Origin of the sequence: Thiothrix eikelboomii, assembly GCF_900167255.1 — a bacterium.
Classification (GTDB): Bacteria; Pseudomonadota; Gammaproteobacteria; order Thiotrichales; family Thiotrichaceae; genus Thiolinea; species Thiolinea eikelboomii.
The window spans coordinates 1-21,644 of record NZ_FUYB01000012.1 but is presented as its reverse complement, the minus strand read 5'-3'; the positions used below and the strand labels follow the sequence as shown (position 1 = coordinate 21,644).

22 protein-coding genes, 2 tRNA genes and 1 pseudogene are annotated in these 21,644 nt (G+C 45.2%); 17 read left to right on the top strand and 8 right to left on the bottom strand.

Annotated elements, in window-relative coordinates:
• Position 1 precedes the first annotated feature (1 nt).
• Together B5D50_RS12165 and B5D50_RS12160 are read left to right on the top strand one after the other, a co-directional pair.
• Positions 2-1,357 carry an aminotransferase class I/II-fold pyridoxal phosphate-dependent enzyme gene (locus B5D50_RS12165; RefSeq protein ID WP_078922915.1) on the top strand — a complete coding sequence of 452 codons (1,356 nt, stop codon included), beginning with the start codon at positions 2-4 and terminating at the stop codon, positions 1,355-1,357.
• Entirely contained in the window at positions 1,357-2,160 is an 804-nt protein-coding gene (locus B5D50_RS12160) for a formyl transferase (protein WP_078922914.1), read from the top strand. The genes B5D50_RS12165 and B5D50_RS12160 overlap by 1 nt, the downstream gene beginning before the upstream one ends.
• Before the next feature lie 32 nt (positions 2,161-2,192).
• Here B5D50_RS12160 and B5D50_RS12155 read toward each other — a convergent pair whose 3' ends face one another.
• The 4 genes from B5D50_RS12155 to rfaH all read right to left on the bottom strand — a co-directional run bounded on the left by B5D50_RS12155 (position 2,193) and on the right by rfaH (position 6,479).
• The gene (locus B5D50_RS12155) at positions 2,193-3,737 is read right to left on the bottom strand and encodes an LTA synthase family protein (RefSeq protein WP_078922913.1); all 1,545 of its coding nucleotides are present in this window, start codon (positions 3,735-3,737) and stop codon (positions 2,193-2,195) included.
• A gap of 10 nt (positions 3,738-3,747) precedes the next feature.
• A complete protein-coding gene (locus tag B5D50_RS12150; RefSeq protein ID WP_078922912.1) occupies positions 3,748-4,533 on the bottom strand; it encodes an SDR family NAD(P)-dependent oxidoreductase in 786 nt (261 codons plus the stop codon).
• A 6-nt stretch (positions 4,534-4,539) separates the two neighbouring features.
• Positions 4,540-5,859: a capsule biosynthesis protein gene (locus B5D50_RS12145; protein WP_078922911.1), complete on the bottom strand. Its 1,320-nt coding sequence runs from the start codon at positions 5,857-5,859 to the stop codon at positions 4,540-4,542.
• 101 nt (positions 5,860-5,960) lie between these two features.
• Positions 5,961-6,479, bottom strand: a complete 519-nt coding sequence (gene rfaH, locus B5D50_RS12140) for a transcription/translation regulatory transformer protein RfaH (protein WP_078922910.1) — start codon at positions 6,477-6,479, stop codon at positions 5,961-5,963.
• A gap of 188 nt (positions 6,480-6,667) precedes the next feature.
• Here rfaH and B5D50_RS12135 point away from each other — a divergent pair, with 188 nt between their 5' ends.
• From B5D50_RS12135 to mutM, 12 genes are all read left to right on the top strand, one after another.
• Positions 6,668-7,414: an ABC transporter ATP-binding protein gene (locus B5D50_RS12135; RefSeq protein WP_143594349.1), complete on the top strand. Its 747-nt coding sequence runs from the start codon at positions 6,668-6,670 to the stop codon at positions 7,412-7,414.
• Entirely contained in the window at positions 7,411-8,172 is a 762-nt protein-coding gene (locus B5D50_RS12130; protein WP_078922909.1) for an ABC transporter permease subunit, read from the top strand. The genes B5D50_RS12135 and B5D50_RS12130 overlap by 4 nt, the downstream gene beginning before the upstream one ends.
• A 4-nt stretch (positions 8,173-8,176) precedes the next feature.
• Complete coding sequence (locus B5D50_RS12125; protein ID WP_078922908.1) at positions 8,177-9,595, top strand: GldG family protein; 1,419 nt, start codon at positions 8,177-8,179, stop codon at positions 9,593-9,595.
• 3 nt (positions 9,596-9,598) lie between these two features.
• Positions 9,599-10,450, top strand: a complete 852-nt coding sequence (locus B5D50_RS12120; protein WP_078922907.1) for a DUF4340 domain-containing protein — start codon at positions 9,599-9,601, stop codon at positions 10,448-10,450.
• A gap of 221 nt (positions 10,451-10,671) precedes the next feature.
• Complete coding sequence (locus B5D50_RS12115) at positions 10,672-12,012, top strand: Na(+)-translocating NADH-quinone reductase subunit A (protein WP_078922906.1); 1,341 nt, start codon at positions 10,672-10,674, stop codon at positions 12,010-12,012.
• A gap of 6 nt (positions 12,013-12,018) precedes the next feature.
• Positions 12,019-13,245, top strand: coding sequence for an NADH:ubiquinone reductase (Na(+)-transporting) subunit B (locus B5D50_RS12110; protein WP_234975871.1), 1,227 nt, complete (start codon positions 12,019-12,021; stop codon positions 13,243-13,245).
• Entirely contained in the window at positions 13,242-14,045 is an 804-nt protein-coding gene (locus tag B5D50_RS12105) for a Na(+)-translocating NADH-quinone reductase subunit C (RefSeq protein ID WP_078922904.1), read from the top strand. Before B5D50_RS12110 ends, B5D50_RS12105 begins: the two co-directional genes overlap by 4 nt.
• Complete coding sequence (locus tag B5D50_RS12100; protein ID WP_078922903.1) at positions 14,042-14,704, top strand: NADH:ubiquinone reductase (Na(+)-transporting) subunit D; 663 nt, start codon at positions 14,042-14,044, stop codon at positions 14,702-14,704. Before B5D50_RS12105 ends, B5D50_RS12100 begins: the two co-directional genes overlap by 4 nt.
• Positions 14,705-14,706: 2 nt before the next feature.
• Positions 14,707-15,303 carry an NADH:ubiquinone reductase (Na(+)-transporting) subunit E gene (gene nqrE, locus B5D50_RS12095; RefSeq protein ID WP_078922902.1) on the top strand — a complete coding sequence of 199 codons (597 nt, stop codon included), beginning with the start codon at positions 14,707-14,709 and terminating at the stop codon, positions 15,301-15,303.
• Between the two features lie 10 nt (positions 15,304-15,313).
• Positions 15,314-16,531 (top strand): NADH:ubiquinone reductase (Na(+)-transporting) subunit F, encoded by a 1,218-nt coding sequence (nqrF, locus tag B5D50_RS12090; RefSeq protein ID WP_078922901.1) that lies wholly within the window; start codon positions 15,314-15,316, stop codon positions 16,529-16,531.
• Between the two features lie 2 nt (positions 16,532-16,533).
• Positions 16,534-16,770, top strand: a complete 237-nt coding sequence (gene nqrM, locus B5D50_RS12085; RefSeq protein ID WP_078922900.1) for a (Na+)-NQR maturation NqrM — start codon at positions 16,534-16,536, stop codon at positions 16,768-16,770.
• Positions 16,771-16,783: 13 nt separating this feature from the next.
• The gene (gene mutM / locus B5D50_RS12080; protein WP_078922899.1) at positions 16,784-17,602 is read left to right on the top strand and encodes a bifunctional DNA-formamidopyrimidine glycosylase/DNA-(apurinic or apyrimidinic site) lyase; all 819 of its coding nucleotides are present in this window, start codon (positions 16,784-16,786) and stop codon (positions 17,600-17,602) included.
• Here mutM and B5D50_RS12075 read toward each other — a convergent pair.
• Positions 17,599-17,796, bottom strand: a complete 198-nt coding sequence (locus B5D50_RS12075) for a hypothetical protein (RefSeq protein ID WP_078922898.1) — start codon at positions 17,794-17,796, stop codon at positions 17,599-17,601. The two genes, mutM and B5D50_RS12075, sit on opposite strands and share 4 nt — an antisense overlap.
• Positions 17,797-17,989: 193 nt before the next feature.
• Between B5D50_RS12075 and dusA the strand changes: the two genes are divergently transcribed.
• Both dusA and B5D50_RS12065 read left to right on the top strand, forming a co-directional pair.
• Complete coding sequence (gene dusA / locus B5D50_RS12070) at positions 17,990-18,970, top strand: tRNA dihydrouridine(20/20a) synthase DusA (RefSeq protein ID WP_078922897.1); 981 nt, start codon at positions 17,990-17,992, stop codon at positions 18,968-18,970.
• Positions 18,971-18,989: 19 nt separating this feature from the next.
• Positions 18,990-19,065 (top strand) — tRNA-Asn (locus B5D50_RS12065).
• A gap of 111 nt (positions 19,066-19,176) precedes the next feature.
• Here the strand turns inward: B5D50_RS12065 and B5D50_RS12060 are convergent.
• From B5D50_RS12060 to B5D50_RS12050, 3 genes are all read right to left on the bottom strand, one after another.
• Complete coding sequence (locus B5D50_RS12060; RefSeq protein ID WP_078922896.1) at positions 19,177-19,770, bottom strand: ProQ/FINO family protein; 594 nt, start codon at positions 19,768-19,770, stop codon at positions 19,177-19,179.
• Between the two features lie 150 nt (positions 19,771-19,920).
• Positions 19,921-20,011: transfer RNA gene (locus B5D50_RS12055), tRNA-Ser, on the bottom strand.
• Between the two features lie 89 nt (positions 20,012-20,100).
• Positions 20,101-21,351 carry a DUF5979 domain-containing protein gene (locus B5D50_RS12050; RefSeq protein WP_078922895.1) on the bottom strand — a complete coding sequence of 417 codons (1,251 nt, stop codon included), beginning with the start codon at positions 21,349-21,351 and terminating at the stop codon, positions 20,101-20,103.
• A 92-nt stretch (positions 21,352-21,443) separates the two neighbouring features.
• On the opposite strand from B5D50_RS12050, the pseudogene B5D50_RS12045 reads away from it, so the two are divergent.
• Positions 21,444-21,644 (top strand): annotated as a pseudogene (locus B5D50_RS12045) (hypothetical protein); the annotation flags it as partial.

Sequence of the window (21,644 nt, the reverse complement as noted above, 5' to 3'; positions counted from 1 at the left end):
CATGACAGGTCGGAATCTATTTGGTCTGAGCGATCAGATTAAAGAACGGCTAGCCAATGAAATGCTAGAGCGACATCGGAAAAAACTCGATAAAATCGCTCAAGAAGGCTATCCCAATAAGAAAAAATTATTCCGCCGTGATGAAATTCCAGAAGCTTTTTATCGTTTTGATCAAATGCCCGGTTATCAACAAATTCGGGTGATTGAGCAAGGTGGTAAGCAATTAGGGATTGATAGCCCTTTCTTCAAAACCCATGATCAAGTTGCCGGCTCGACGACCTTCATTGAGGGTAAAGAGTATATCAATTTTGCCAGCTATAATTATTTAGACCTCTGTGGTCATCCGGTAGTGAATCAAGCGGCGGTGGCTGCGATTCAGTGCTATGGCACGTCAGCCTCAGCCAGTCGGATGGTTTCAGGTGAGCGGGCGGTGCAACAAGAATTAGAACAAGCTTTAGCGGCTGTGTATGAAGTGGATGATTGTGTTGCCTTTGTCAGTGGGCATGCCACTAATGTGACGACCATTGGCTATTTATTTGGCCCACGTGATCTAATTCTGCATGATGCCTTGATTCATAATAGTGCGGTACAAGGTGCGCAACTCTCGGGGGCGAAACGTATTCCTTTCCCTCATAACGATTGGCAAGCCGTCGATGAGATTCTGACCCAACAGCGTAAAGATTTTGAGCGCGTGCTGATTGTGGTGGAAGGTATCTATAGCATGGACGGGGATTTTCCTGATTTACCGCGCTTTATTGAACTGAAACGGCGACATAAAGCTTTCTTGATGGTGGATGAGGCACATTCTCTGGGTATTATGGGCGCGACGGGGCGTGGTATTCGCGAGCATTTCGGTGTCGCGGGTAAAGATGTAGATATTTGGATGGGAACCCTCAGCAAGACCTTATCGGGCTGTGGTGGTTATATTGCTGGGGAAAAAGCCTTAGTGCATCACCTAAGAATATCTGCTCCCGGTTTTCTGTATAGTGTGGGCATGTCGCCACCTTTAGCGGCAGCCTCTACTGCTTCATTGAAGCTGATGCTAGCTGAGCCTGAGCGTGTGCAGCAGCTACAAGCTAATGGGCGCTTATTTTTAGAGCTGTGTCAAAAGCATCACATTGATACTGGTTATAGCGCGGGTTTAGCGGTCGTTCCCGCTATTTTAGGGAGTTCTGCGCGGGCAGGTTTAGTGGCTAATCGAATGTTCGATCGTGGGATTAATGTACAACCGATTTTCTATCCTGCAGTAGAAGAAGGCATGGCGCGGTTACGCTTCTTCATTAGCACCAGTCATACCGCTGAGCAGATTAAATACACAGTGGAAACTCTTGCTGAAGTCATGGCGGCTAAACAATAGTGTCTCCTGCGCGGCGAGTTATTTTTTGCACCTATCCCAGTGCTTATTCGGATCTAGTACTTAAAGAGCTACTGAAAGCTGAAGATCTGGACTTAGTGGGGGTGGTTAGCTCGACGCGCATCTTAAATAAATCTGATAGTCAGTGGCGGGCGAGTCTGCGGCAAATTCAACTATCGGGTTTGCGCTATGCTGCCTATTTATTTGCAATTACGTATCTTTATCGTGGGTTAGCTTGGGTATTTGGTAAGCCTCGATTCAAGCAGCAATTAATGGCTCAGCAGATACCGCTGCTTGAAACCACGGATATTAATTCGACTGCGAGTATCGAGTTTTTAAAGGCTTTGCAACCTGATTTACTCTTATCTGCTCATTTTAATCAATTGCTTAAGTTGGAGGTTTTAGCCCTACCTCAATACGGGTGTTTGAATATTCATCCCTCTTTGCTTCCTGCTTTTAAAGGCGTTGATCCGGCTTTTTATGCTTTGCTTAAGCAAGTTCGAGAAACTGGTGTCACCGTACATAAACAAGACGAGCAATTTGATCATGGAGCAATTTTAGAGCAAAGCAAATTGAGTATTCGTCCACGAGATACATTATTTAGCTTAAATTTAAAATTGTTCAAGCTAGGGGCGATGAGTGCAGTGAGGCAAATTCAACAGTTGACAGCGGAAACAGCAGGCCGTGCGCAAACGTCGGTAGGTGGATATGATTCATGGCCTAATCCGTTGGCGACTAAACAATTTCGTCAGCAACGTCGTTATTTTCGTTGGCGCGAATATCTAGCATTCATTCGTTATACCTAATCACTTAAACCTGCTAAAGCTCAGCTGAGTACTTAAGGGTTTAATGGTGGCCATACACCTGCTAAGGTTAATAGCTCAGTACCTAATTGTTCAATGCTTAAATCGTGCTGCTGAACTAGAGTGTTAACGGCTTGATTATCTTGATTGCTCCACACTAAATAATGACTACGCCCATCCTGATAGTTTAGCGCTTGATAGACCGCTGGTAGGCTCGGTACATGATCTCCATACCAGCACAAGACAGAAGCCTTGGCTTGAGTGGTCAAATAAGTCGTTAAATCCGCCAACATACGATCAGCATTTTTTAAATGTTTCAAATAAACGGTTAGATCATGATGTTGTTTTGGAGGGGGGGTGCAATAAAGCTCGGCTAAATCCGGTTCTGCATAAGACTCTAAGTGTAGAGGGCCGTGATTTTCCATTGTAATCGCAAAGATAAATAGCGGTCGAGAGTCATCTTTTGCATTTAATAAAGCTTGGATTTTAATAGCAACGGCTTGATCACTGATATAAGGCCCTGCAGTTTGCTTAAGATCAAATGCCTGAATATCAATAAATTCATCAAAGCCTAGTAAAGGAAATACGCGGTTACGCTTGAAAAAAAGTGAGTGATTTGGATGTATGCATACACAGCGATAACCTTGGTTTTTTAAATAGCTAACAAGGCTAGGTGAGGGGTCAGTTTGTAGAAATTGATAGGGATTAAAGCGATAGTACTGGAGCTTTTGGTTATTGATACCACTTAAGAAGGCATATTCAGTACGTAAAGTATTCGCGCCCCAAGCTGGTACAGTTAATTTACCGTGTTGTAAAGCGCTTAGTTTAAGAGCATCGAAGTATTGTAATAAGTTAGGCTTAATGGCAGTACTTAGGGGGCGAGGATCAAAAAAAGATTCACTCTGAATAATAATCAGATTAGGTTGAGTCAGCGACTCTTGAGTTGTTCTTGTATAGGGTGATTCAGTCTGAATGATTTGTTTGAGCTGACTTAAATGCTGCTGTTGTCTAGCCTGTAGGTAGTAAATGATTAGGCTATTAAATAACCCGAGGTTTTTGATGTCAGTGTGCGGATCAAAGCTTAGCTTAATCAAGGCAGCTTGTTGAGTGATAACAGCCAGTGAGCCGAGGATTAAGCCGACTAAGAACAAACTAAAACTAAAGCGGGGCAGGCCGAGGCTAGGCTCTAAAATCAGGGCAGTAGCCAACAGTGTTAAGCCGATCACGGTAGCTGCAATCACTAGAGGTAAGTTTAAAAAAGGTAAGAATAATCTTGGATGAGTAAAAACCTGTAAATAAAGATAAATATCAGAAAAAACTAAGGGTTCTGCTAAGGCCTTATATTTAGCTTGATTCACGACTAAAATAATAGCAGCAAGCGCCAAGCTAATCAGACCTGCAAAGTAGGGGCGATAGCTGACAACTAAGACCAAACTGAAGATCAGGGTCACTAAGGCCGCTTGAATCAACCAAACGGTAGGTGTTCTGTTAGCAGGTGCTAATTCGGTGGCAAGGCCATAAGTCTGAGCTTGTTGTATGAGGAAGCCTGTGAGTCCATAAGCGAACAGGAGGCTGAGCATGGCTTGTGAATTAGCGAACTGGTTTGGGAGTACGTGGCCGATTATAGCCAAATAACCCCAAGCAATAAGAAGCCAGCGGAAAAGGCAGCACAGCAACCAACCACATTCCCCAAGTGAGTGGAAAGGGAAAAGCAATCACCGCTTGGTTACGTTTTAAGCCGTTTGCAATCCGAGTGGCTGCTTGCTCAGCAGAAATCATCGTCGGTCGTTTACCAGGAAATTGATCACTCAAATCCGTTTTGACAAAACCGGGGCAGATCACATTCACCTGAACGCCTTCCGCTGCTAGCCAGCCACGCAGGGCTTCTCCCCACGCTTTTACCGCTGCTTTACTCGCACAATAAGCCGGTGTGATTGGCATTCCACGCCAAGCGGCTAACGAGCTAACGATTGCTAGTTGCCCACGTCGGCGTGCACGCATGCGTTCAATTAAGGGGTGTAGGGTATAAATCAGCCCATAAAGATTGGTATCAAGTACCTGTTCAATCGCGTCGATACTTTCACCAGCGCCTTGCGGACTTAACATATGGGTTATCCCCGCATTAGCAATGGCGAGATCAATCGGGTATTGAGTATCAAAATCCTCCAGCCATTGTTTAAGCGCCTGCTTATCGGTCACACTGATACTCGCTATATACACTTTAGCCCCTTGAGCTTGACAGGCTTGGCTGACTTCGGCTAAACGGGCTTGATCGCGCCCGATCAGAGCTAAATAAGTTTCAGGAGCGGCATAATGGCGTGCGAGAGCTGCGCCTAAGCCATTACTAGCGCCTGTAATGAGAATGGTGCGAGTCATAGCGAATTAGCGCTCTTTATAAAGATAACTGGTTTCAGGGAGTTTGCCGCCATAAATCAGCTTGGCAGGTGCAACAATAGGGGTTGGTATCGGTGTCAGTATCGGTGCGGTTTTAGGTGTTTGTGGGGTGATTTGCATGGCCGCTAGACTACCTGCAATGGCTAACTGAATCCCTTTGTACGAATAAAAGTCGCCATTAATTTGGGTTTCTTGAATGACACGTTGGCGGAATTGGCTAAAGAGCGCTTGATCGGCAGGACGGCCTTCTTGCCAAAACCGATCTAAACCCTCTTGAAACGTTAAGCCCGGAATATCAAATAGTGCAGTACCTAAAGCAATAGTCGGTGATCCATGATGCAAGGCTGAAGTACCTGTTGTGCTATTCACGAGCACGGTGCCTTTGGTGTGTTGTAGTAAAGTGGGTAGATGCCCAGTTTCTAAAAATAAGACCCGCTCACTGATGTTTAAGGTTTTAGCGACTTGCCGCACCTTCTTGCTGTGTTTGAGCAGCCCAGTATCCAAAGGATGATTTTTAATAACCAGTACACTATCTGCCGGGGCAAACTTAGCAAATGATGCCATCACAGTCACGATCATCTGCTGAACACTCACAAAAGGGGAATGCACCCGAATTTGTGCATCTGAATCTAATTGCAAGGGCAGTAAATAATAAGCTCGGTTTGAGGCAATCAGCCGCTGAATCTTGGTTTTTTCCCAATGCTCACGCCATAGCTTATTGGTCGGCATCCGCTGAGCCCAGCCGAGATATTCACGATAAGCTTTAAACGGGCGGTGAGTTTGATAATGGGGATAGGCAGGGCTGAAACTGGCATTAGCGAGTCGATAGCAGGCATCATGCCAAGCTCTAGGCAGGAAGTTTTTGCCAATAGGATGCGCAGTTTTTAGTTTTTCAACGGGCTGCTGTTGCCAAAACGCGGGATCTTTACAGAGCAATCGTGAATGACCATTGACGCCATTTTGCTCTAAGGTGATCCAGTCTGGGCGGAAATAGCCTTCTTCGTAAACATGGATGCTTAAGCCTAAGCGTTTGAACAGAGGTAGAGCCTGTAGATGTATAGGACGAGTATCACCAAACAATATGACATCGGTAAAACGATGCTGTTGGTGTTTTTCTTCTAACCATGCGGGGAGTTGTTCTAAAGTGGCACTAAAACGCCAAGTGTTTTTGCTCGGACTAAACCAACGATCACCCCCACAAAAATTGACCCGAAATACTTCGTATCCATTTTCTTGAATCGCTTCCCCTAATTTTCGAAAAAAAGGAGTCGCGACACCCTGTAAGAAAAGAAATTTTCTGGATGTCATTGTAAGTTTTCGGGCATCAATATTTATTTTAGGTAGTTAGAGTATAGGTTATGGGGATATTAAAGATCAACTTTTGTAGCTATTTAACCACAGAAACCTTGCTAAGCTGCCAACAGCTTGGCTGGAGAAATAGCGAGCTTAGTTTGCTTGTGGAGGATTTCCAACAGGATAATGGCTCGCTCTTCCCCATCGTAGCTCATGAAAACTCCATTCAGGCCACGGAAGGGACCTTCTGTCAGAATGACTACATCACCTTGATGGAAGCGATCTAAATCAATCGCCCGCTCGCTGAGCGCCTGCTCATGCTGTTTTAGATTAAGAACCAGTTCGGTCGGCACAATTGCCGTCTGTAGGCCAAAGCGTACAAACTGACTGACACCCTTTGTGGAGCGAATAGGTGCCCAATTATCCGCTAATTCACTCAAGGCAATAAACAGATAGCGGGGAAATAAGGATTCGGTTTTTTTAACGAGTTTGCCTCGCTGCTTGCGCAGGCGCTGAGCCAAGGGACGATAAACTTCGTAACCTTGTTTACTCAGTTCAATTTCTGCCAGTTCATCTTTAAAGGGTTTACTCGTTAGTAAATACCACTGACGTTCAATGGTTTGGGTGAGCGGCATGATCAAAAGTTACCAGAAGATTAATTATTTTTAGGTTAAGGCTCTCAGTTGTTCCCGTCAATTGCTTTTTTTTGTAATTAGTTTACAAATGCGGCCTAGGCTTGAACTGAGGTTTAGGTAGCCAATAAGCCACGGGCTTGTGTCAGTATCTAACGAGAATGAGTCATCAAATAGGAGTATTAAGCCTAATGGAATCAAGCATTTTGCTAGCAGCCGAAGGGCTGTCACGTGATTACAATCATCAACCTGCCGTGGAAAACCTTAATTTACAATTACAAAAAGGAGAGGTGTTAGGTTTGTTAGGACCTAATGGTGCAGGTAAATCGACGACGATGCAGATGCTGACGGGTAATCTTGCGCCCACCACTGGCTCGATTCACATTAATGGAATTGATTTATTGGAAGAGCCACGTCAAGCCAAACGACATTTGGGGTATTTACCGGAGCAGCCGCCTGTTTATCGAGATCTGACGGTGAATGAGTATTTGGAGTATTGCGCCAAACTGCATGGTCTAGGTGGTGCAGTACGGACTCAGGCGATCAGTTTAGCCCGTGAACGTTGCAGTTTAAATGAGGTGCAAAATCGCCTGATCGCTCATTTATCCAAAGGCTACAAGCAGCGAGTCGGAATTGCGCAAGCTATTTTACACAGCCCCGCTGTGGTTATTTTAGATGAGCCAACGGTTGGATTAGATCCTTTACAAATGCGTGAGATTCGCAAGTTGATTCGTGAATTGGGTCAAGAGCATAGTGTCATTCTGTCTACCCATATTTTACCTGAAGTACAGGCAGTCTGTGATCGAGTGCAAATTTTGAATCGGGGGCGCACTGTGTTTAATGATTCACTCAAGGGTATCACCTCTTTAGAGCAGGTGTTCTTTGATTTAGTGTATCAAGATGATCCAGCCTTTGCAGATGAGGGGGGTGATGCATGAAGATGATTTGGATTATCGCCTCTACCGAGTTTCGTCGCCTCTTCATTTCGCCGTTAGCTTGGAGTGTCTTGGCGGTGGTGCAATTTATCTTGGCTTGGGTCTTTTTATTGGGTTTGAATGAGTATGTGACGCAAATCCAACCCGCGATGGTGGGGCGTGAGAATGCACCGGGTTTAAGTGATTTAGTCGTATCGGCTCTCTATCTGTGGGCTGGTGTGATTATGTTGGCGGTCATGCCTGTGCTGACCATGCGCTTATTGGCTGAGGAACGAATGAATCAGACTTTAGCTTTGCTCACGACCGCACCGATTTCGATCAGTCAAATTGTGTTGGGTAAATATGTCGGCTTGCTACTGCTGATCATGACTATGATCGCTATGTTGACACTGATGCCGCTGTCTTTGTCCCTAGGGACAGATTTAGATTGGGGTAAGTTAGCAGCAGCGATATTAGGTTTATTTTTATTGCTGGCTTCCTTTGCAGCCGCAGGTTTATTTCTCTCGTCGTTAACTCGTCAACCCATTATTGCCGCTGTAAGTACCTTTGGCTTGTTATTGTTTTTGATGGTGCTTTATATTTCGGGTAATTCTCAAGGGGCAGGCAGTGAGTTATTTATTTATTTATCTCACTTTGGGCATTTTCTATCCTTTTTAGAAGGCTTATTTGATAGCAGTGATTTAATGTATTACCTGTTGTTTATCATCAGTTTTTTACTGCTGACGATCCGTAAATTAGATAACGAACGTTTGCAAAGGTAACTCCATGAAAATGACTAAAACTGTGCATCGCATCTTGGGTGTACAGAATGCGATTTTTTATCTTTTATTCTTAATTATCTTGGGCTTACTTGGCTTTTTAAGTCGTGAGTTTCATTTTCAAGCAGATTGGACCTATGGGAATCGTAATAGTCTGACAGAAGCTACACGCAGACTGTTAGAGCAGACCGATCAACCCCTTAACTTTGTAGCTTATATCCCTGAGGATGCCATGCTGCAGGAGCAATTGCGGAAGTTAGTCGCTAAGTATCAGCGGGTTAAGCCCGATATTAAGTTGGAGTTCGTCAACCCTGATCTTGAGCCAGTACGTGCCAAACAAGATGGTATCCAGTATGCGGGGCAAATGGTGATTCATTTAGGGGAACGCAGTGAAGTCATCGAGCAAACCACTGAATCAGTCATTGCGAATGCCATTCAACGGATGAGCCGAGGTGCAGAACGGTTAGTGGTGTTTTTGGAAGGGCATGGTGAGCGTGATCCCTTAGCGGAGACCTCGAATGGCTTGTCGCAGTTCATAACAAGTCTAGAGCGCAGTGGTTTTAAGGTGCAGCCACATAATTTGGTACGTACTCAGTCAATTCCAGATAATGCCCGCTTTCTAGTCATTGCTTCACCGCAAAAAGAGTTATTGACGGGTGAAGTGGAGGTGATTAAAAACTACCTTGAGCAAGGTGGGAATCTGTTATGGCTACAAGACCCCGGTGGCTTAAAGGGGTTAAAACCGCTGGCTGATTTGCTGGGTTTAAAAGTAAGTGAAGGTACAGTGCTCGATGCTAATGAACAGCTCCATGCAGTATTAGGGGTTAGTCATCCTGCGGTTGTACCCGTGGTTGATTATGGGCGCTCACCGATTGCTGAGAAGCTGACAGGCTCACAAAGCTTATTTCCATTCTCAACCATGATAGAGCAAAGTCCGGTTGAAAATCAGCAGTCTTTAGTTTGGCAGACTGAGGAATTATTGACGACTCTGCCTAATAGTTGGCTAGAATCTGGCACCATTGATGGTGCAGTGACTTATGAGGAGGATAAAGGCGATGTGTTGGGGCCTATTTCTATTGGATTCACGCTTACTCGCTTATTGGAACAGCCTGAAGAGTCACCGACCACTGAACTTGCTAACGCCAAACAGGAACGGCAACAGCGAGTGGTTGTCATCGGCGATAGTGATTTCTTAATCAATAGTTTTATTGGTCAAGGTGTAAATCTAGAGTTAGCCACGCATATTTTTAACTGGCTCAGTGCCGACGATAAGCTGCTAGCGATTCAAACCAATCGTGCACCCGATACCCAATTTACGCTGAGTGAGACCAGTAGTTTTATCTTAGCGAGTTTCTTCCTGATCGTATTGCCTTTGAGTTTAATCAGTTTGGGGGCGTTGATTTGGTTTAGACGGCGGAGCAGATAACGGATGGCAAGTTTAAGTGTAGCCATGCGCCGTTTTGGCTTAAATTTGGTTTTGCTGGTCATCGTTCTGGGCTTGGCTGGTTTAGTCGGGTGGCAATTACAACAGCGTGCGCAACAAACGCAATCGACTCGGTTGTTGCCATTGACGTTAGCAGACCTCAATTCGATTGTGGTGGAGCGCCAAGACGAGGGGGGCGTGAGTCAGTTAGTGTTGAAACGGGATGGTGAGCAATGGTCTTTGGTTCAGCCTGTGCTTGCAGAGGCTAATCCAATTAAGCTGCGCCAGTTAGTGACTTTATTGGATGAAAAAGTCGAAGCGAGCTATCCCCGCGCAAATAAAGATTTGACCCGTTATGGCCTAGAGCCACGTCAACGAATGATTAGTTTTAATGGCAATGAATTAGTCTTGGGTGACACGAATCCAGTCTCTAATTACCGTTATATTCTGAATGGTGAGCAGATTCAGTTAGTCAATGAGACGATTTATAGTTTATTAACTGAGGCTTGGGTTAATTTTATTTCTCTCCAATTAGTACCCGCCACCTTCCAATTAACAGCGGTACAATTACCGGCAGGTTTTGCTGAGTCGCCACAGCTGGTGTCAGCTTGGAAGACAGCGCAGGCTATCCGTTTAGATGCCTTAGATCCTCAAGCTATTACCCCTGATCTGCAGAAAGTGATTCTTAGCAGTACAACCCAGCAGGGTGTAACTGAGCGCAAAGAGCTGCTGATTCTTAATTTAAAGGATGAATTGGTGCTTGGGGATGTGACTAAGCAAGTCGCTTATGTTTTGCCAATCTCGCAAGCGGCTCAGTTGTTTCCTGCAAAAACAGGCTTAGAGACTGCGCCAAAATAGCGGTTGTTCACGTTGTAAGTGACCTGAATACAACGTAATATTTACAGCTGTTTTCAACCCACCCTGTGCATCTATGGTGTATCTAGGGTTTTAGCTAAGCAATTGCAGTTTACCCTCGAAGTTAGACAAGCTTTGAGTAGGCGGCTTGTTGATTTGAAAATTGGCTCAAACTGATCCAAGCTGCTCTATATACCACCACTGCAAATAATAAGGTAGTCAACATGAAAATCACCAAAGGTCTAGATATACCTATTTCTGGGCAACCAGAACAAAAAATCTATGATCATCCAAAGCCGACTACTCTCGCCGTATTAGGGCGTGATTTCCATGAATTAAAACCTGCACTGCAAGTCAAAGAAGGCGATGTAGTTAAAGCAGGGCAAATTCTGTTTTCACACCGTAAACATGAGGGTGTCAATTTTACAGCCCCTTGCGCAGGCATTGTGAAAGCCATTAATCGTGGTGACAAGCGTGTCTTGATTTCAGTCGTCTTACAAGTCGCAACGGAAGAAGCGTTTGTCGATTTTGGTGCACATAGCCCGGACAAATTAGCTGAGCTAGATGAAGCTACCATCCGCCAAAAATTGCAAGATTCTGGGCAATGGATCAGCTTTCGCACGCGGCCTTATAGTTATGTACCAGAAGCTAATGCTAAACCGGCAGCTATTTTTGTCACGGCGATGGACACTCGTCCTTTGGCCGCTGATCCTAAACTTATTTTGGCTGAATATGCAGAAGCTTTTCAGCAGGGCTTAACGATCCTTGCCCGCTTAAGTCCTATTGTTTATGTCTGCCATGAATCAGGCTATACCCCCCCAAAAATCACGAGTGCGAATGTGATATATAAAGATTTTGCGGGTGTGCATCCAGCAGGCTTACCAGGTACACATATCCACTTTTTAGAGGCAGTCAATGAGCAGCGTTCGGTTTGGCATATCAATTACCAAGATGTAATTGCGATCGGTAAGTTATTCACTACAGGGCACTTGTTTGTTGAGCGTGTGATTGCTTTGGCGGGGCCGGCGGTAAAAAAGCCGCGTCTGATTCGGACTCGTTTAGGCGCGAATACCGATGGTTTGGTGAGTGGTGAGTTAGTCGCAGGCAAGTATCGTGTGATCTCTGGCTCAGTGCTTGGTGGGCATACGGCTAAAGAAGCTGAGGCGTATTTAGGGCGTTATGACCTACAAGTGTCAGCCATTTCTGAGGAGCAAGAGCGGGTATTCTTACATTGGTTGAATCCGTGGCTAGCTCAATACTCAATGTTGAAAGTATTTTTAAAGCCGGGTTTAGATAAACAGCAATTCTCCATGACCAGCACGCAAAATGGTAGTCATCGTGCGATGGTACCCTTAGGTAATTACGAAGCCGTGATGCCTTTAGATATTTTGGCTACTCAATTACTGCGTTCTTTATTAGTGCGCGATACCGTCATGGCTCAACAGCTAGGTGCTTTAGAGTTAGATGAAGAGGATCTAGCCCTTTGCACTTTTGTCTGTCATAGCAAGTATGAATATGGTTCTGCGTTACGCGATTGCTTACGCATGTTGGAAAGAGGGGAATAAGCGATGATAAAAAATTTGCGTAGGTGGCTGGATCAACGTGAACCGGATTTTATGCCCGGCGGGAAATACGAGAAGTATTTTAGCCTCTATGAAATGGTTGATACTTTGCTGTATAGCCCACCGAATCGAACAACGAGCTCACCGCATGTGCGGGATGCTTTAGATTTAAAGCGGGTGATGGGTTATGTGTGGCTGGCGACTTTTCCGGTTATGTTTATGGCCTGTTATAACACCGGTTTGCAAGCGAATTTGGCCTTGCAGTCGATGGGTTTAGAACAAGCCGAAGGTTGGCGCGGTTCTATTCAAAGCTTATTTGGTTTTGATCCGAATAGCTTCTTTGACAATTTCTTTCACGGTCTTTTGTATTTTTTACCCATTTATATGACCACTTTTATTGTAGGTGGGATTGCTGAAGTGATCTTCGCTTTGGTGCGTGGGCATGAAGTGAATGAGGGCTTTTTTGTTACTTCGATTCTTTATACCTTGACCTTGCCACCGGCCACTCCGTTATGGATGGTGGGCGCGGGGATTTTGTTCGGGGTTATCATCGGTAAAGAAGTATTCGGGGGTACGGGGAAGAATTTTATCAATCCAGCACTAGCGGGTCGTGCTTTTTTATTCTTTGCCTATCCTGCGTATATGTCCGGTGATTTGGTTTGGGTCGCGGTTGATGGTTATTCTGGAGCAACGGCTTTATCAGTAGGTGCTGCAAGCGGGATGGCAGGGATCTATGACAGTGGTTTAACTTGGTGGGATGCCTTCATTGGTTTAGAGCCGGGTTCGATTGGTGAAACTTCCGCTTTGGCCATTTTCATCGGTGGTGCTTTTCTACTGTATACGGGGATTGCGAACTGGCGAATTGTCTCGGGTGTGTTATTCGGCATGATTATGACCACGATTTTGCTGAATACGATTGGCAGCGATACCAATCCTATGTTTGCAATGCCTTGGTGGTGGCATTTGGTGTTGGGTGGCTTTGCATTCGGGATGATGTTTATGGCGACTGATCCAGTCACAGCCGCGCATACGAATGCAGGGCGTTGGTGGTTTGGGGTCTTGATCGGCTTTATGGTGATTCTGATTCGTGTGGTCAATCCAGCCTTCCCTGAAGGTATGATGTTAGCCATTTTGTTTGGCAATATGTTTGCTCCGTTGATTGATTATGCGGTGATGAAAGTGAATATTAAGCGCCGTCTGAAGCGTCAACTAGGATCTGCGGAGGTGAAGGCATGAGTGCAATCAGCGAAGTTTTAGCCCTACCGAATGATAGTCGGAAAAAAACCTTTATTGTGGCTTTCGTTTTATGCTTGATCTGTTCAATTGCAGTATCGTCAGCGGCTGTCTTGCTTAAGCCAGTCCAAGACAAAAATAAGCAACTGGATAAACAGCGGAATATAGTCGCCATTGCGGATTTGGCGAAAGATGGTATGTCTGTCGATGAGGCCTTTCAGCAAGTTGAAGCGAAGGTTGTCGATTTGCAAACGGGTGAGTATGTTGATGATATTGACCCTAAGACCTATGACGCACGGGCAGCAGCTGTTGACCCGAAGCAAAATGTGGTGCTGACTAAAGAGCAAGATATTGCTTCGATCAGGCGGCGTGCTAAGTATGCCACTGTGTATTTAGTGAAAGATGCACAAGGTCAGTTAGAAAAAATTATTCTGCCGATTTCTGGCTATGGCTTGTGGTCGACTCTGTATGGTTTTTTAGCCTTACAAGGTGATGCCAATACAGTGGTCGGTTTAGGCTTTTATGAGCATGCAGAAACTCCGGGCTTAGGTGGGGAAGTTGATAACCCCAATTGGAAAGCACAATGGGTGGGCAAAAAGATTTTTGATGAACAAGGTGAGATCGCGATTCGTGTAACCAAAAGCCCGGTTGCTGAGAGTGATCCCCGTGCTGTTTATGATATTGATGCCTTATCCGGCGCTACTTTAACCAGTAATGGTGTGAATAACTTAGTACACTTTTGGGTAGGTCCTGATGGCTTTGGCCCCTATCTACAAAAAATACGTCAAGGAGGTGGAGCATGAATACTGAAACTCGTAAGGTTCTGCTAGGACCTTTATTTGACAATAATCCAATCACTTTACAAATTCTAGGCATTTGTTCAGCGTTAGCTGTGACCAGTTCCATGAATACCGCTTTGTTGATGTCACTCAGTTTAACGCTAGTGACGGCCTTCTCAAATATGTTCATCAGTACGGTGCGTAACCATACTCCAAGCAGTATTCGGATTATTGTGCAGATGACGATTATTGCGTCTTTAGTCATTGTCGTAGATCAAATTTTACGTGCTTATGCCTTTGATACCTCTAAACGCTTGTCGGTATTTGTGGGTTTAATTATTACTAACTGCATCGTGATGGGGCGGGCGGAAGCTTTTGCTATGCAGAATCCTCCGGGGATTAGCTTCCTTGATGGGATTGGGAATGGCTTAGGTTATAGCTTAATTCTGATGTCAGTGGCCTTTGTGCGTGAATTGTTTGGAGCAGGTTCGTTATTTGGTTATCCGCTGATTCCGCTATTAAAAGATGGGGGCTGGTATGTGCCTAATGGTTTATTGTTGTTACCGCCGAGTGCATTTTTCCTGATTGGGATTTTAATTTGGGTGTTACGAACTAAAAAACCAGAACAAAAGGAAGCCGCTGAGTTTAGGATTCATGAGCCTGCCAAAGGGGGGTATCACTAATCATGGAAGGTTTACTGAGTTTATTTGTTAAATCAGTTTTCATTGAAAACATGGCACTCACCTTCTTTTTGGGCATGTGTACGTTTATTGCGATTTCCAAAAAGATAGAAACAGCCATCGGCTTGGGTATTGCGGTGGTGATTGTGCAAGCCATTACGCTGCCCGTGAACAATATCATTCTCAATGTGTTTTTAAAGGAAAACGCTCTGATTGAAGGAGTTGATCTGCGTTTTCTGGGGCTAATTAGTTATATCGCGATTATTGCGGCGATTGTGCAAGTCTTGGAAATGGCAATGGATAAATTTGCACCTGCTTTGCATCAGGCTTTAGGGATTTTCCTGCCCCTGATTACGGTGAACTGTGCAATTTTAGGCGGTACTTTATTTATGGTCGAACGCGATTATACGTTCACAGAAAGTGTCGTGTACGGTTTTGGTAGCGGCTTCAGTTGGATGTTAGCGATCACTGTCCTCGCAGGTGTCCGTGAGCGCTTAAAATACAGTGATGTACCGCAAGGGCTACAGGGCTTGGGTATTATCTTCATCACGGTGGGACTAATGTCGCTCGGCTTTATGTCTTTCTCTGGCATCCAATTATAGGAGCATAAGCATGACTACTATTTTATTAGGCGTAGCCCTGTTTATTTTAATGATCCTAGGCTTGGTGTATGTGATTTTAATGGCACGTCAACGCCTCGTGGCGCAAGGTGATGTGCATATTTTAGTCAATGGGGAAAAAGATTTAGTAGTCAGTCCGGGCGGTAAGCTTTTAGGTGCACTGGCTGATAAAGGCTTATTTATATCCTCTGCTTGTGGTGGTGGTGGGACTTGTGGTCAATGTCGGGTCAAGGTTTTTGAAGGTGGTGGTACTTTATTGCCAACTGAGGAAGGGCATATTAACCGCCGTGAAGCAGCAGCCTGTGAGCGTCTAGCTTGTCAAGTTGCAGTTAAACAGAATATGAAAGTCGAAGTATCGGATGAGGTATTCGGCGTTAAAAAATGGCTGTGTACAGTACGCTCAAATGAAAATTGTGCCACCTTTATTAAAGAGCTGATTTTAGATCTACCTCCGGGTGAGAGTATTCATTTTAAAGCGGGTGGGTATATTCAAATTGAATGCCCTCCTTATGAGCTTCAGTATTCTGAATTTGATATTCCAGAAGAATACCGAGGTGACTGGGACAAATATCAGATGTGGGATATTCGGTCTAAGGTGACTGAGCCAGTGATGCGGGCTTATTCGATGGCCAGTTATCCTGAGGAAGATGAGATCATTATGCTGAATGTGCGGATTGCTTCCCCCCCTCCGGGGAAAAATGTGCCAGCAGGAAAAATGTCTTCGTATATTTTTAATCTGAAGCCGGGTGATCAAGTCACCGTATCAGGACCTTTTGGCGAGTTCTTTGCTAGAGACACGGACAAAGAAATGGTCTTTATCGGTGGTGGTGCGGGTATGGCGCCGATGCGCTCACATATTTATGATCAATTGCGCCGTCTCAAAAGCCAACGCAAAATGACCTTTTGGTATGGGGCGCGTAGTTTGCGTGAAGCTTTTTATGTTGAAGAGTTTGATCAACTAGCGGCAGAGAATCCGAATTTTACTTGGTTTATGGGCTTGTCTGATCCGCTCCCTGAGGATAATTGGACGGGCTATACCGGCTTTATTCACAATGTTTTATATGAAAACTACTTGAAAAATCATCCTGCGCCCGAAGATTGTGAGTATTACCTCTGTGGACCACCAATGATGAATTCTTCGGTCACTAACCTATTGATCAATTTGGGTGTCGAACCAGAAAATATTATGTTCGATGATTTTGGAGGCTAAGCATGATGGTATTTCTAATTGCTTTTGCAGTCTTTCTATTGGCCTTTGCAGCCCTAGCGATTAGTTGGTTTTTTAATAAAGAAACCTTGAAAGGCAGCTGCGGCGGTATTGCTAATTTAATGGGTGAAGATGGCAAACAGTGTGGTTGTAAGAAACCTTGTGAAAAACGCTTAAAGCTTGAACAGGAGGCTCGTGCCGCCCAAACACGTGCTGAGTCACCCATTGATTTTAAAGCTTAAGTTTCATTTTTAGATGCCTGAATTACCCGAGGTTGAAACTACCCGCCGAGGAATCGCGCCCCATTTACTTGGGCAGCGTATCCAACAATTGATTGTGCGCCAGCCTAAATTGCGCTGGCCGGTATCTAGTGAAATTCATCGACTCCAAGGCGCTGTCATTGAAGCTGTTCAGCGCCGTGGAAAGTATTTGTTGTTAGAAACTGTACAGGGGACAGCCTTATTGCATTTAGGGATGTCGGGCAGCCTGCGGATTTGTGCCGCCGATTTAGTGGCCGACAAACATGATCATTTTGATTTAGTCCTCACCAATGCTAAAGCCTTGCGTTTGCGTGATCCACGGCGCTTTGGGGTAGTCTTATGGGCCGGTTGTGGTGAGTTACATCCGCTACTAGCCAATTTAGGGCTTGAACCTCTGACGGATGAATTCACCGCTGAGTATTTATTAGCGCGTGCCGCAAGACGACAAGTCAGTATCAAAGAATTCATTATGAATGCGCATATCGTTGTTGGTGTGGGTAATATCTATGCCAATGAAGCCTTATTTATGGCTAGGATTAATCCGCGCCGGGCGGCAGGGCAACTCAGTTTGCCGGAATTACAACGGCTGGTTGTGGCGATCAAAACCGTGCTCGAGCGGGCGATTGTGCAAGGCGGAACAACTTTACGCGATTTTGTGCGTGAGGATGGGCAGACAGGGTATTTTCAAATTGAGTTACAGGTTTATGGACGAACTCAACAAGTTTGTACTGCCTGTGCTAGTTTGATCCAGCAAATTCGTCAGGGGCAACGCTCAACTTGGTATTGCCCCTATTGTCAGCCGGTCAGCGTTTAAGCTGGAGAATGCGGTTGGCGGTGAGGTGATTTGGTGTCTGCCATCTCAACAATACCGCTGAGGGTCAGTTCACGTAATAATTGACGACGTACACCACGCTCAATGCCAGCATCAATCCCGACGCGATAAAACACATAACTTGGAATACCAATAACGACTAGCCCAATAACAAAATTAATCGCCAGATCCCACATAAGAAGCCCCTTTATTTTTTTATTACTGATTACAGATAAAGATAACGCGACTAGCCTGAACCGCCGATTTACTGCTATTTGACGGTGGTATCTGAGTTTTAAATCGTCGTCTTATTTGATCAGGTTGTGCGGTTTGTGAGACGTTAGTTAGAATTAAGACTTTGTTTTATTTTTTATAAATTACTGTTTTTAAATGAAAAGATTATTTTGTGTAGCCCCCATGCTGGATTGGACGGATCGCCATTGTCGCTATTTTCACCGTTTGCTGACTAAGCAGGCTGTTTTATATACCGAAATGATTACCACGGGGGCAATTTTGCATGGGCAAGCGCAGCGTTACTTAAGCTTTAATCGAGAAGAGCATCCCTTGGCTTTGCAGCTCGGGGGGAGTGAGCCGCAGGAGCTAGCCGCGTGTGCAACAATGGCGGCTGATTTTGGCTACGATGAAGTCAATATCAATGTGGGTTGCCCGAGTGAACGAGTCCAAAAAGGCGCTTTTGGTGCTTGTCTGATGGCTGAACCGCTATTAATCGCGGATTGTGTCGCAACTATGCAGGCCAAGGTCGCTATTCCAATCACCGTTAAACATCGGATTGGGATTGATGATCAAGACGATTATGGTGGTTTGTATGATTTTATTAGCACCGTGGCCGCAGCGGGTTGTAAAACTTTTATTGTCCATGCCCGCAAAGCTTGGTTGAAAGGCTTAAGCCCAAAAGAGAATCGTGAACTTCCACCGCTGCGCTATGAGTTGGTGTATCAAATGAAGCAGGCCTTTCCTGATTTGGAAATTATTATCAATGGGGGCATTACTTCCTTAAGTGCTTGCCAAACGCATCTCCAGCAAGTGGATGGCGTTATGGTGGGGCGTGAAGCCTATCACAATCCGTGGCTATTAGCAGAAGTAGACCAAGCAATTTATGGCAGTATACCTACCGCTGTGGATCGTTATGCCGTGCTAGAGGATTTTTTGATTTATATTGAACAGCAAGAGGCACAAGGTGTACGTGTAAGTTATATGGGGCGGCCTATTTTAGGTTTATTTCAAGGTTTACCAGGAGCAAGGCAATGGCGGCGCTATCTAAGTGAGCAGATGCATCAGCCCAACGCTGATGCACAAATCTTTAAACAAGCTGCAAAAAAAGTGCTTGACGCCCAACCCCGTTTTTTGTGAGAATACGCGCCTCGGCTGTTCCCCGATAGCTCAGTTGGTAGAGCACATGACTGTTAATCATTAGGTCACTGGTTCGAGCCCAGTTCGGGGAGCCACTTATTTAAAAGGCTGCATTATTTAATGCGGCCTTTTTTATTTTAATTCTTTTTAGCTTGAAGAGAAGCTTAGTCAGCTCAGCAAACTAAACTCATCAACCGCTATTAACATTAACGTTGGGCTTTTTTCTCTTCATGTTCCTTGAGCGTGCGATTTGCATGCTCGCGCTCTGTCTGACTCACTTCGCCTAAGGTTTCACCGACTAAGGTATAGCGCTGCTGACCATCAATCACCGCTTGTAAATATTTACCATGATTACAGTGCATGCGTAATAAGCGTTGTACAACGCGCTTAGAGGCCGGTGGTTGGTTTTGATCCATCAGCTGATAAAGATCAGCTTCAACCCCTAAGGCTAAAGGTTTATAACTGAGCCATACCTCAAAGCGCTCTGCTAAGAAACGATCCATCGCTTTAGCTTGAGTTTCAGAAGGACTAGGTTCTACTGGTTTATTCGCTTTAGGTCGGGCATCTTTTGGCTGAGAAGTTTTATGTTTGGTAGAACCCAATTTACCTTGGTGATTGAAGGAAGGCTTATTCGATTTTACTTCTTCGTGGCGAATGATAATGCGTTTACCTAAGATCCGTGTTTCACGTGTCATAGGTTCAACACCCGTAGTGGTTAACGAGCTAGGTGCTGATTCGGTAACCGATTCAGGGGGAAGCTTACGCTTTAGGGTTAAGGTTTTTCGCGGCGTGTCAGTCATAATCTGTTATTCGTGGGCTTCAAAAGTGAGTGGGAACTATTCAAAATAAGTACTACACAGTTTAACTCTGCTATTAAGCGTTTTTCTATAGTTAAACTCACTCAATACTAAACAAAAAACCCCGCAAGGGCGGGGTTTTTGTGTTGAATTTGGCGGAGAGAGCGGGATTCGAACCCGCGATAAGCTATTAACCTATACACACTTTCCAGGCGTGCTCCTTCAACCACTCGGACACCTCTCCAGTAGGGGCAGAATCGTACTCTAGTCAAAATACTTTGTAAACTGCCTTCCTAGCTTTGGGCAACCCTAGCTATGGGTCAAATTTAAGTCTTAGGCAGGTATCTTCCGACGCTTGCCGAACAAAAATAGACCAAGAATCACCGCTAATAAGCCTAAAGGACCAAACACAGGGACCACTTGAGCATTCAAAGGATCGGGATCTTCACTATCGGAGACGCCATCACCATCAGTATCTGGATTATTCGGATTGGTACCTAAGGCTGCTTCTTCCGTATCGCTAAGGCCGTCCCCATCACTATCAACACCGGGAACATTTTTCACACAGAAGGTCGCAGCGGCGAAGGCTTCACCACAGGCGCTACCGCTACTGATCGCTGCTAGATTGGAGTTTCCATCCAGCATGCGTCCATTATTCGGGCCGAAGGTATCGCCTTTTTTGATGGTATACAGGCCGACTTGGGTACCTACTAAGGTTTCAGAGATAGCACAGTCGATTGCAGTATTTTTTGGATACTGGAATTGACCGACTTGACCATGACTTAACTCAAATGCATAGATACTACCGTTAGCACAGGTGACACTGAGTGCAAAAGGCGCTGCATCGGTATCTGCCCCTGCTCGTATTGGTACGAGTTTAGTGACATTAAAGGTATTGACTCCTGTAGGTACATACTCTAGCAACACATAGAAGGTTCTAGGGCTAAGATCAGTTCCGAGTAATTGTGCGCCATTGTCTTGGGTCTGAGTCGCCGCGACATTGCCGACCATCCGCCCATTATCGAGGTTGGTTGTATCGCCTTTTTTCACAATAAACACGGCTTGTTGGGCAGCGGTCAGCTCTGGAATAACTTCACAATCCATGCTGCTGCCGCCGGTGTAGTTAAAGCTGCCTACGTCTACTATCCCGCCTGTCGAGCGAGTGACCGTGGTAGTCGTTAAGCCGGTACCGCTTTGGCAAACTACTTTGACTGGAAAATCAGCTAGAGCAGCAGGAACAGGCGTACTGGCAATCAGCCCGAGTTTGACATTGAACGTAGCGCTGTCATAAGTGTTGGTGAAACCCACATTAACAATATCATCAGGGTCGCCTAAATTGCTAAAACTTGCACGCTCCAGCGTGACAACATTACCATTACCACTAGAGCCGCTCCGGTCGTCGCTGGTCCAACTGGGTGTGAAGTTGGGTACGATAGTCTCAGTGATGGTACAATTGGTGGTGTCACCTGCAGCACCATTGATCTTCACCGTCTGAGAGCCACCCGCACTGAGCGTGAAAGAGCTGATATCTGGCGTTAAAGCCGCATTACATGAAACCGCAAAACTCTGTACACGACAAAACATTTAACCCATTGATTTAGTGAGTTGACTACCTATAAAGATGAAAGTCCATCGCCCCTATGTTTTACTCTCTAGTTACCACACAGGAGAGCGAAATGGATCTGAGCGATGGACTGAGAGACAGTTTAAAAGCCTATTTAGGTTGGGGCAAGCCCCGTCTGGATTGTTTTGTATCAATGCTGCTGGCGCTGCTGAATGCGCGTCAAATGAATCTGAGCTTGTTGGCCGTGCATATAGACAGCGATACAGAAATTGCCTCTCGCTATCGACGGATGCAACGTTTTTTTAGCCAAGTG

What these genes read in the sequence shown, in the direction of transcription:
- B5D50_RS12165 (WP_078922915.1), top strand. Translation starts at nt 2, where the DNA reads ATGACAGGTCGGAATCTATTTGGTCTGAGCGATCAGATTAAAGAACGG.
- B5D50_RS12155 (WP_078922913.1), bottom strand. Translation starts at nt 3,737, where the DNA reads ATGCTCAGCCTCCTGTTCGCTTATGGACTCACAGGCTTCCTCATACAA.
- B5D50_RS12150 (WP_078922912.1), bottom strand. Translation starts at nt 4,533, where the DNA reads ATGACTCGCACCATTCTCATTACAGGCGCTAGTAATGGCTTAGGCGCA.
- B5D50_RS12145 (WP_078922911.1), bottom strand. Translation starts at nt 5,859, where the DNA reads ATGACATCCAGAAAATTTCTTTTCTTACAGGGTGTCGCGACTCCTTTT.
- rfaH (WP_078922910.1), bottom strand. Translation starts at nt 6,479, where the DNA reads ATGCCGCTCACCCAAACCATTGAACGTCAGTGGTATTTACTAACGAGT.
- B5D50_RS12135 (WP_143594349.1), top strand. Translation starts at nt 6,668, where the DNA reads ATGGAATCAAGCATTTTGCTAGCAGCCGAAGGGCTGTCACGTGATTAC.
- B5D50_RS12130 (WP_078922909.1), top strand. Translation starts at nt 7,411, where the DNA reads ATGAAGATGATTTGGATTATCGCCTCTACCGAGTTTCGTCGCCTCTTC.
- B5D50_RS12125 (WP_078922908.1), top strand. Translation starts at nt 8,177, where the DNA reads ATGAAAATGACTAAAACTGTGCATCGCATCTTGGGTGTACAGAATGCG.
- B5D50_RS12120 (WP_078922907.1), top strand. Translation starts at nt 9,599, where the DNA reads ATGGCAAGTTTAAGTGTAGCCATGCGCCGTTTTGGCTTAAATTTGGTT.
- B5D50_RS12115 (WP_078922906.1), top strand. Translation starts at nt 10,672, where the DNA reads ATGAAAATCACCAAAGGTCTAGATATACCTATTTCTGGGCAACCAGAA.
- B5D50_RS12105 (WP_078922904.1), top strand. Translation starts at nt 13,242, where the DNA reads ATGAGTGCAATCAGCGAAGTTTTAGCCCTACCGAATGATAGTCGGAAA.
- B5D50_RS12100 (WP_078922903.1), top strand. Translation starts at nt 14,042, where the DNA reads ATGAATACTGAAACTCGTAAGGTTCTGCTAGGACCTTTATTTGACAAT.
- nqrE (WP_078922902.1), top strand. Translation starts at nt 14,707, where the DNA reads ATGGAAGGTTTACTGAGTTTATTTGTTAAATCAGTTTTCATTGAAAAC.
- nqrF (WP_078922901.1), top strand. Translation starts at nt 15,314, where the DNA reads ATGACTACTATTTTATTAGGCGTAGCCCTGTTTATTTTAATGATCCTA.
- nqrM (WP_078922900.1), top strand. Translation starts at nt 16,534, where the DNA reads ATGATGGTATTTCTAATTGCTTTTGCAGTCTTTCTATTGGCCTTTGCA.
- mutM (WP_078922899.1), top strand. Translation starts at nt 16,784, where the DNA reads ATGCCTGAATTACCCGAGGTTGAAACTACCCGCCGAGGAATCGCGCCC.
- B5D50_RS12075 (WP_078922898.1), bottom strand. Translation starts at nt 17,796, where the DNA reads ATGTGGGATCTGGCGATTAATTTTGTTATTGGGCTAGTCGTTATTGGT.
- dusA (WP_078922897.1), top strand. Translation starts at nt 17,990, where the DNA reads ATGAAAAGATTATTTTGTGTAGCCCCCATGCTGGATTGGACGGATCGC.
- B5D50_RS12060 (WP_078922896.1), bottom strand. Translation starts at nt 19,770, where the DNA reads ATGACTGACACGCCGCGAAAAACCTTAACCCTAAAGCGTAAGCTTCCC.
- B5D50_RS12050 (WP_078922895.1), bottom strand. Translation starts at nt 21,351, where the DNA reads ATGTTTTGTCGTGTACAGAGTTTTGCGGTTTCATGTAATGCGGCTTTA.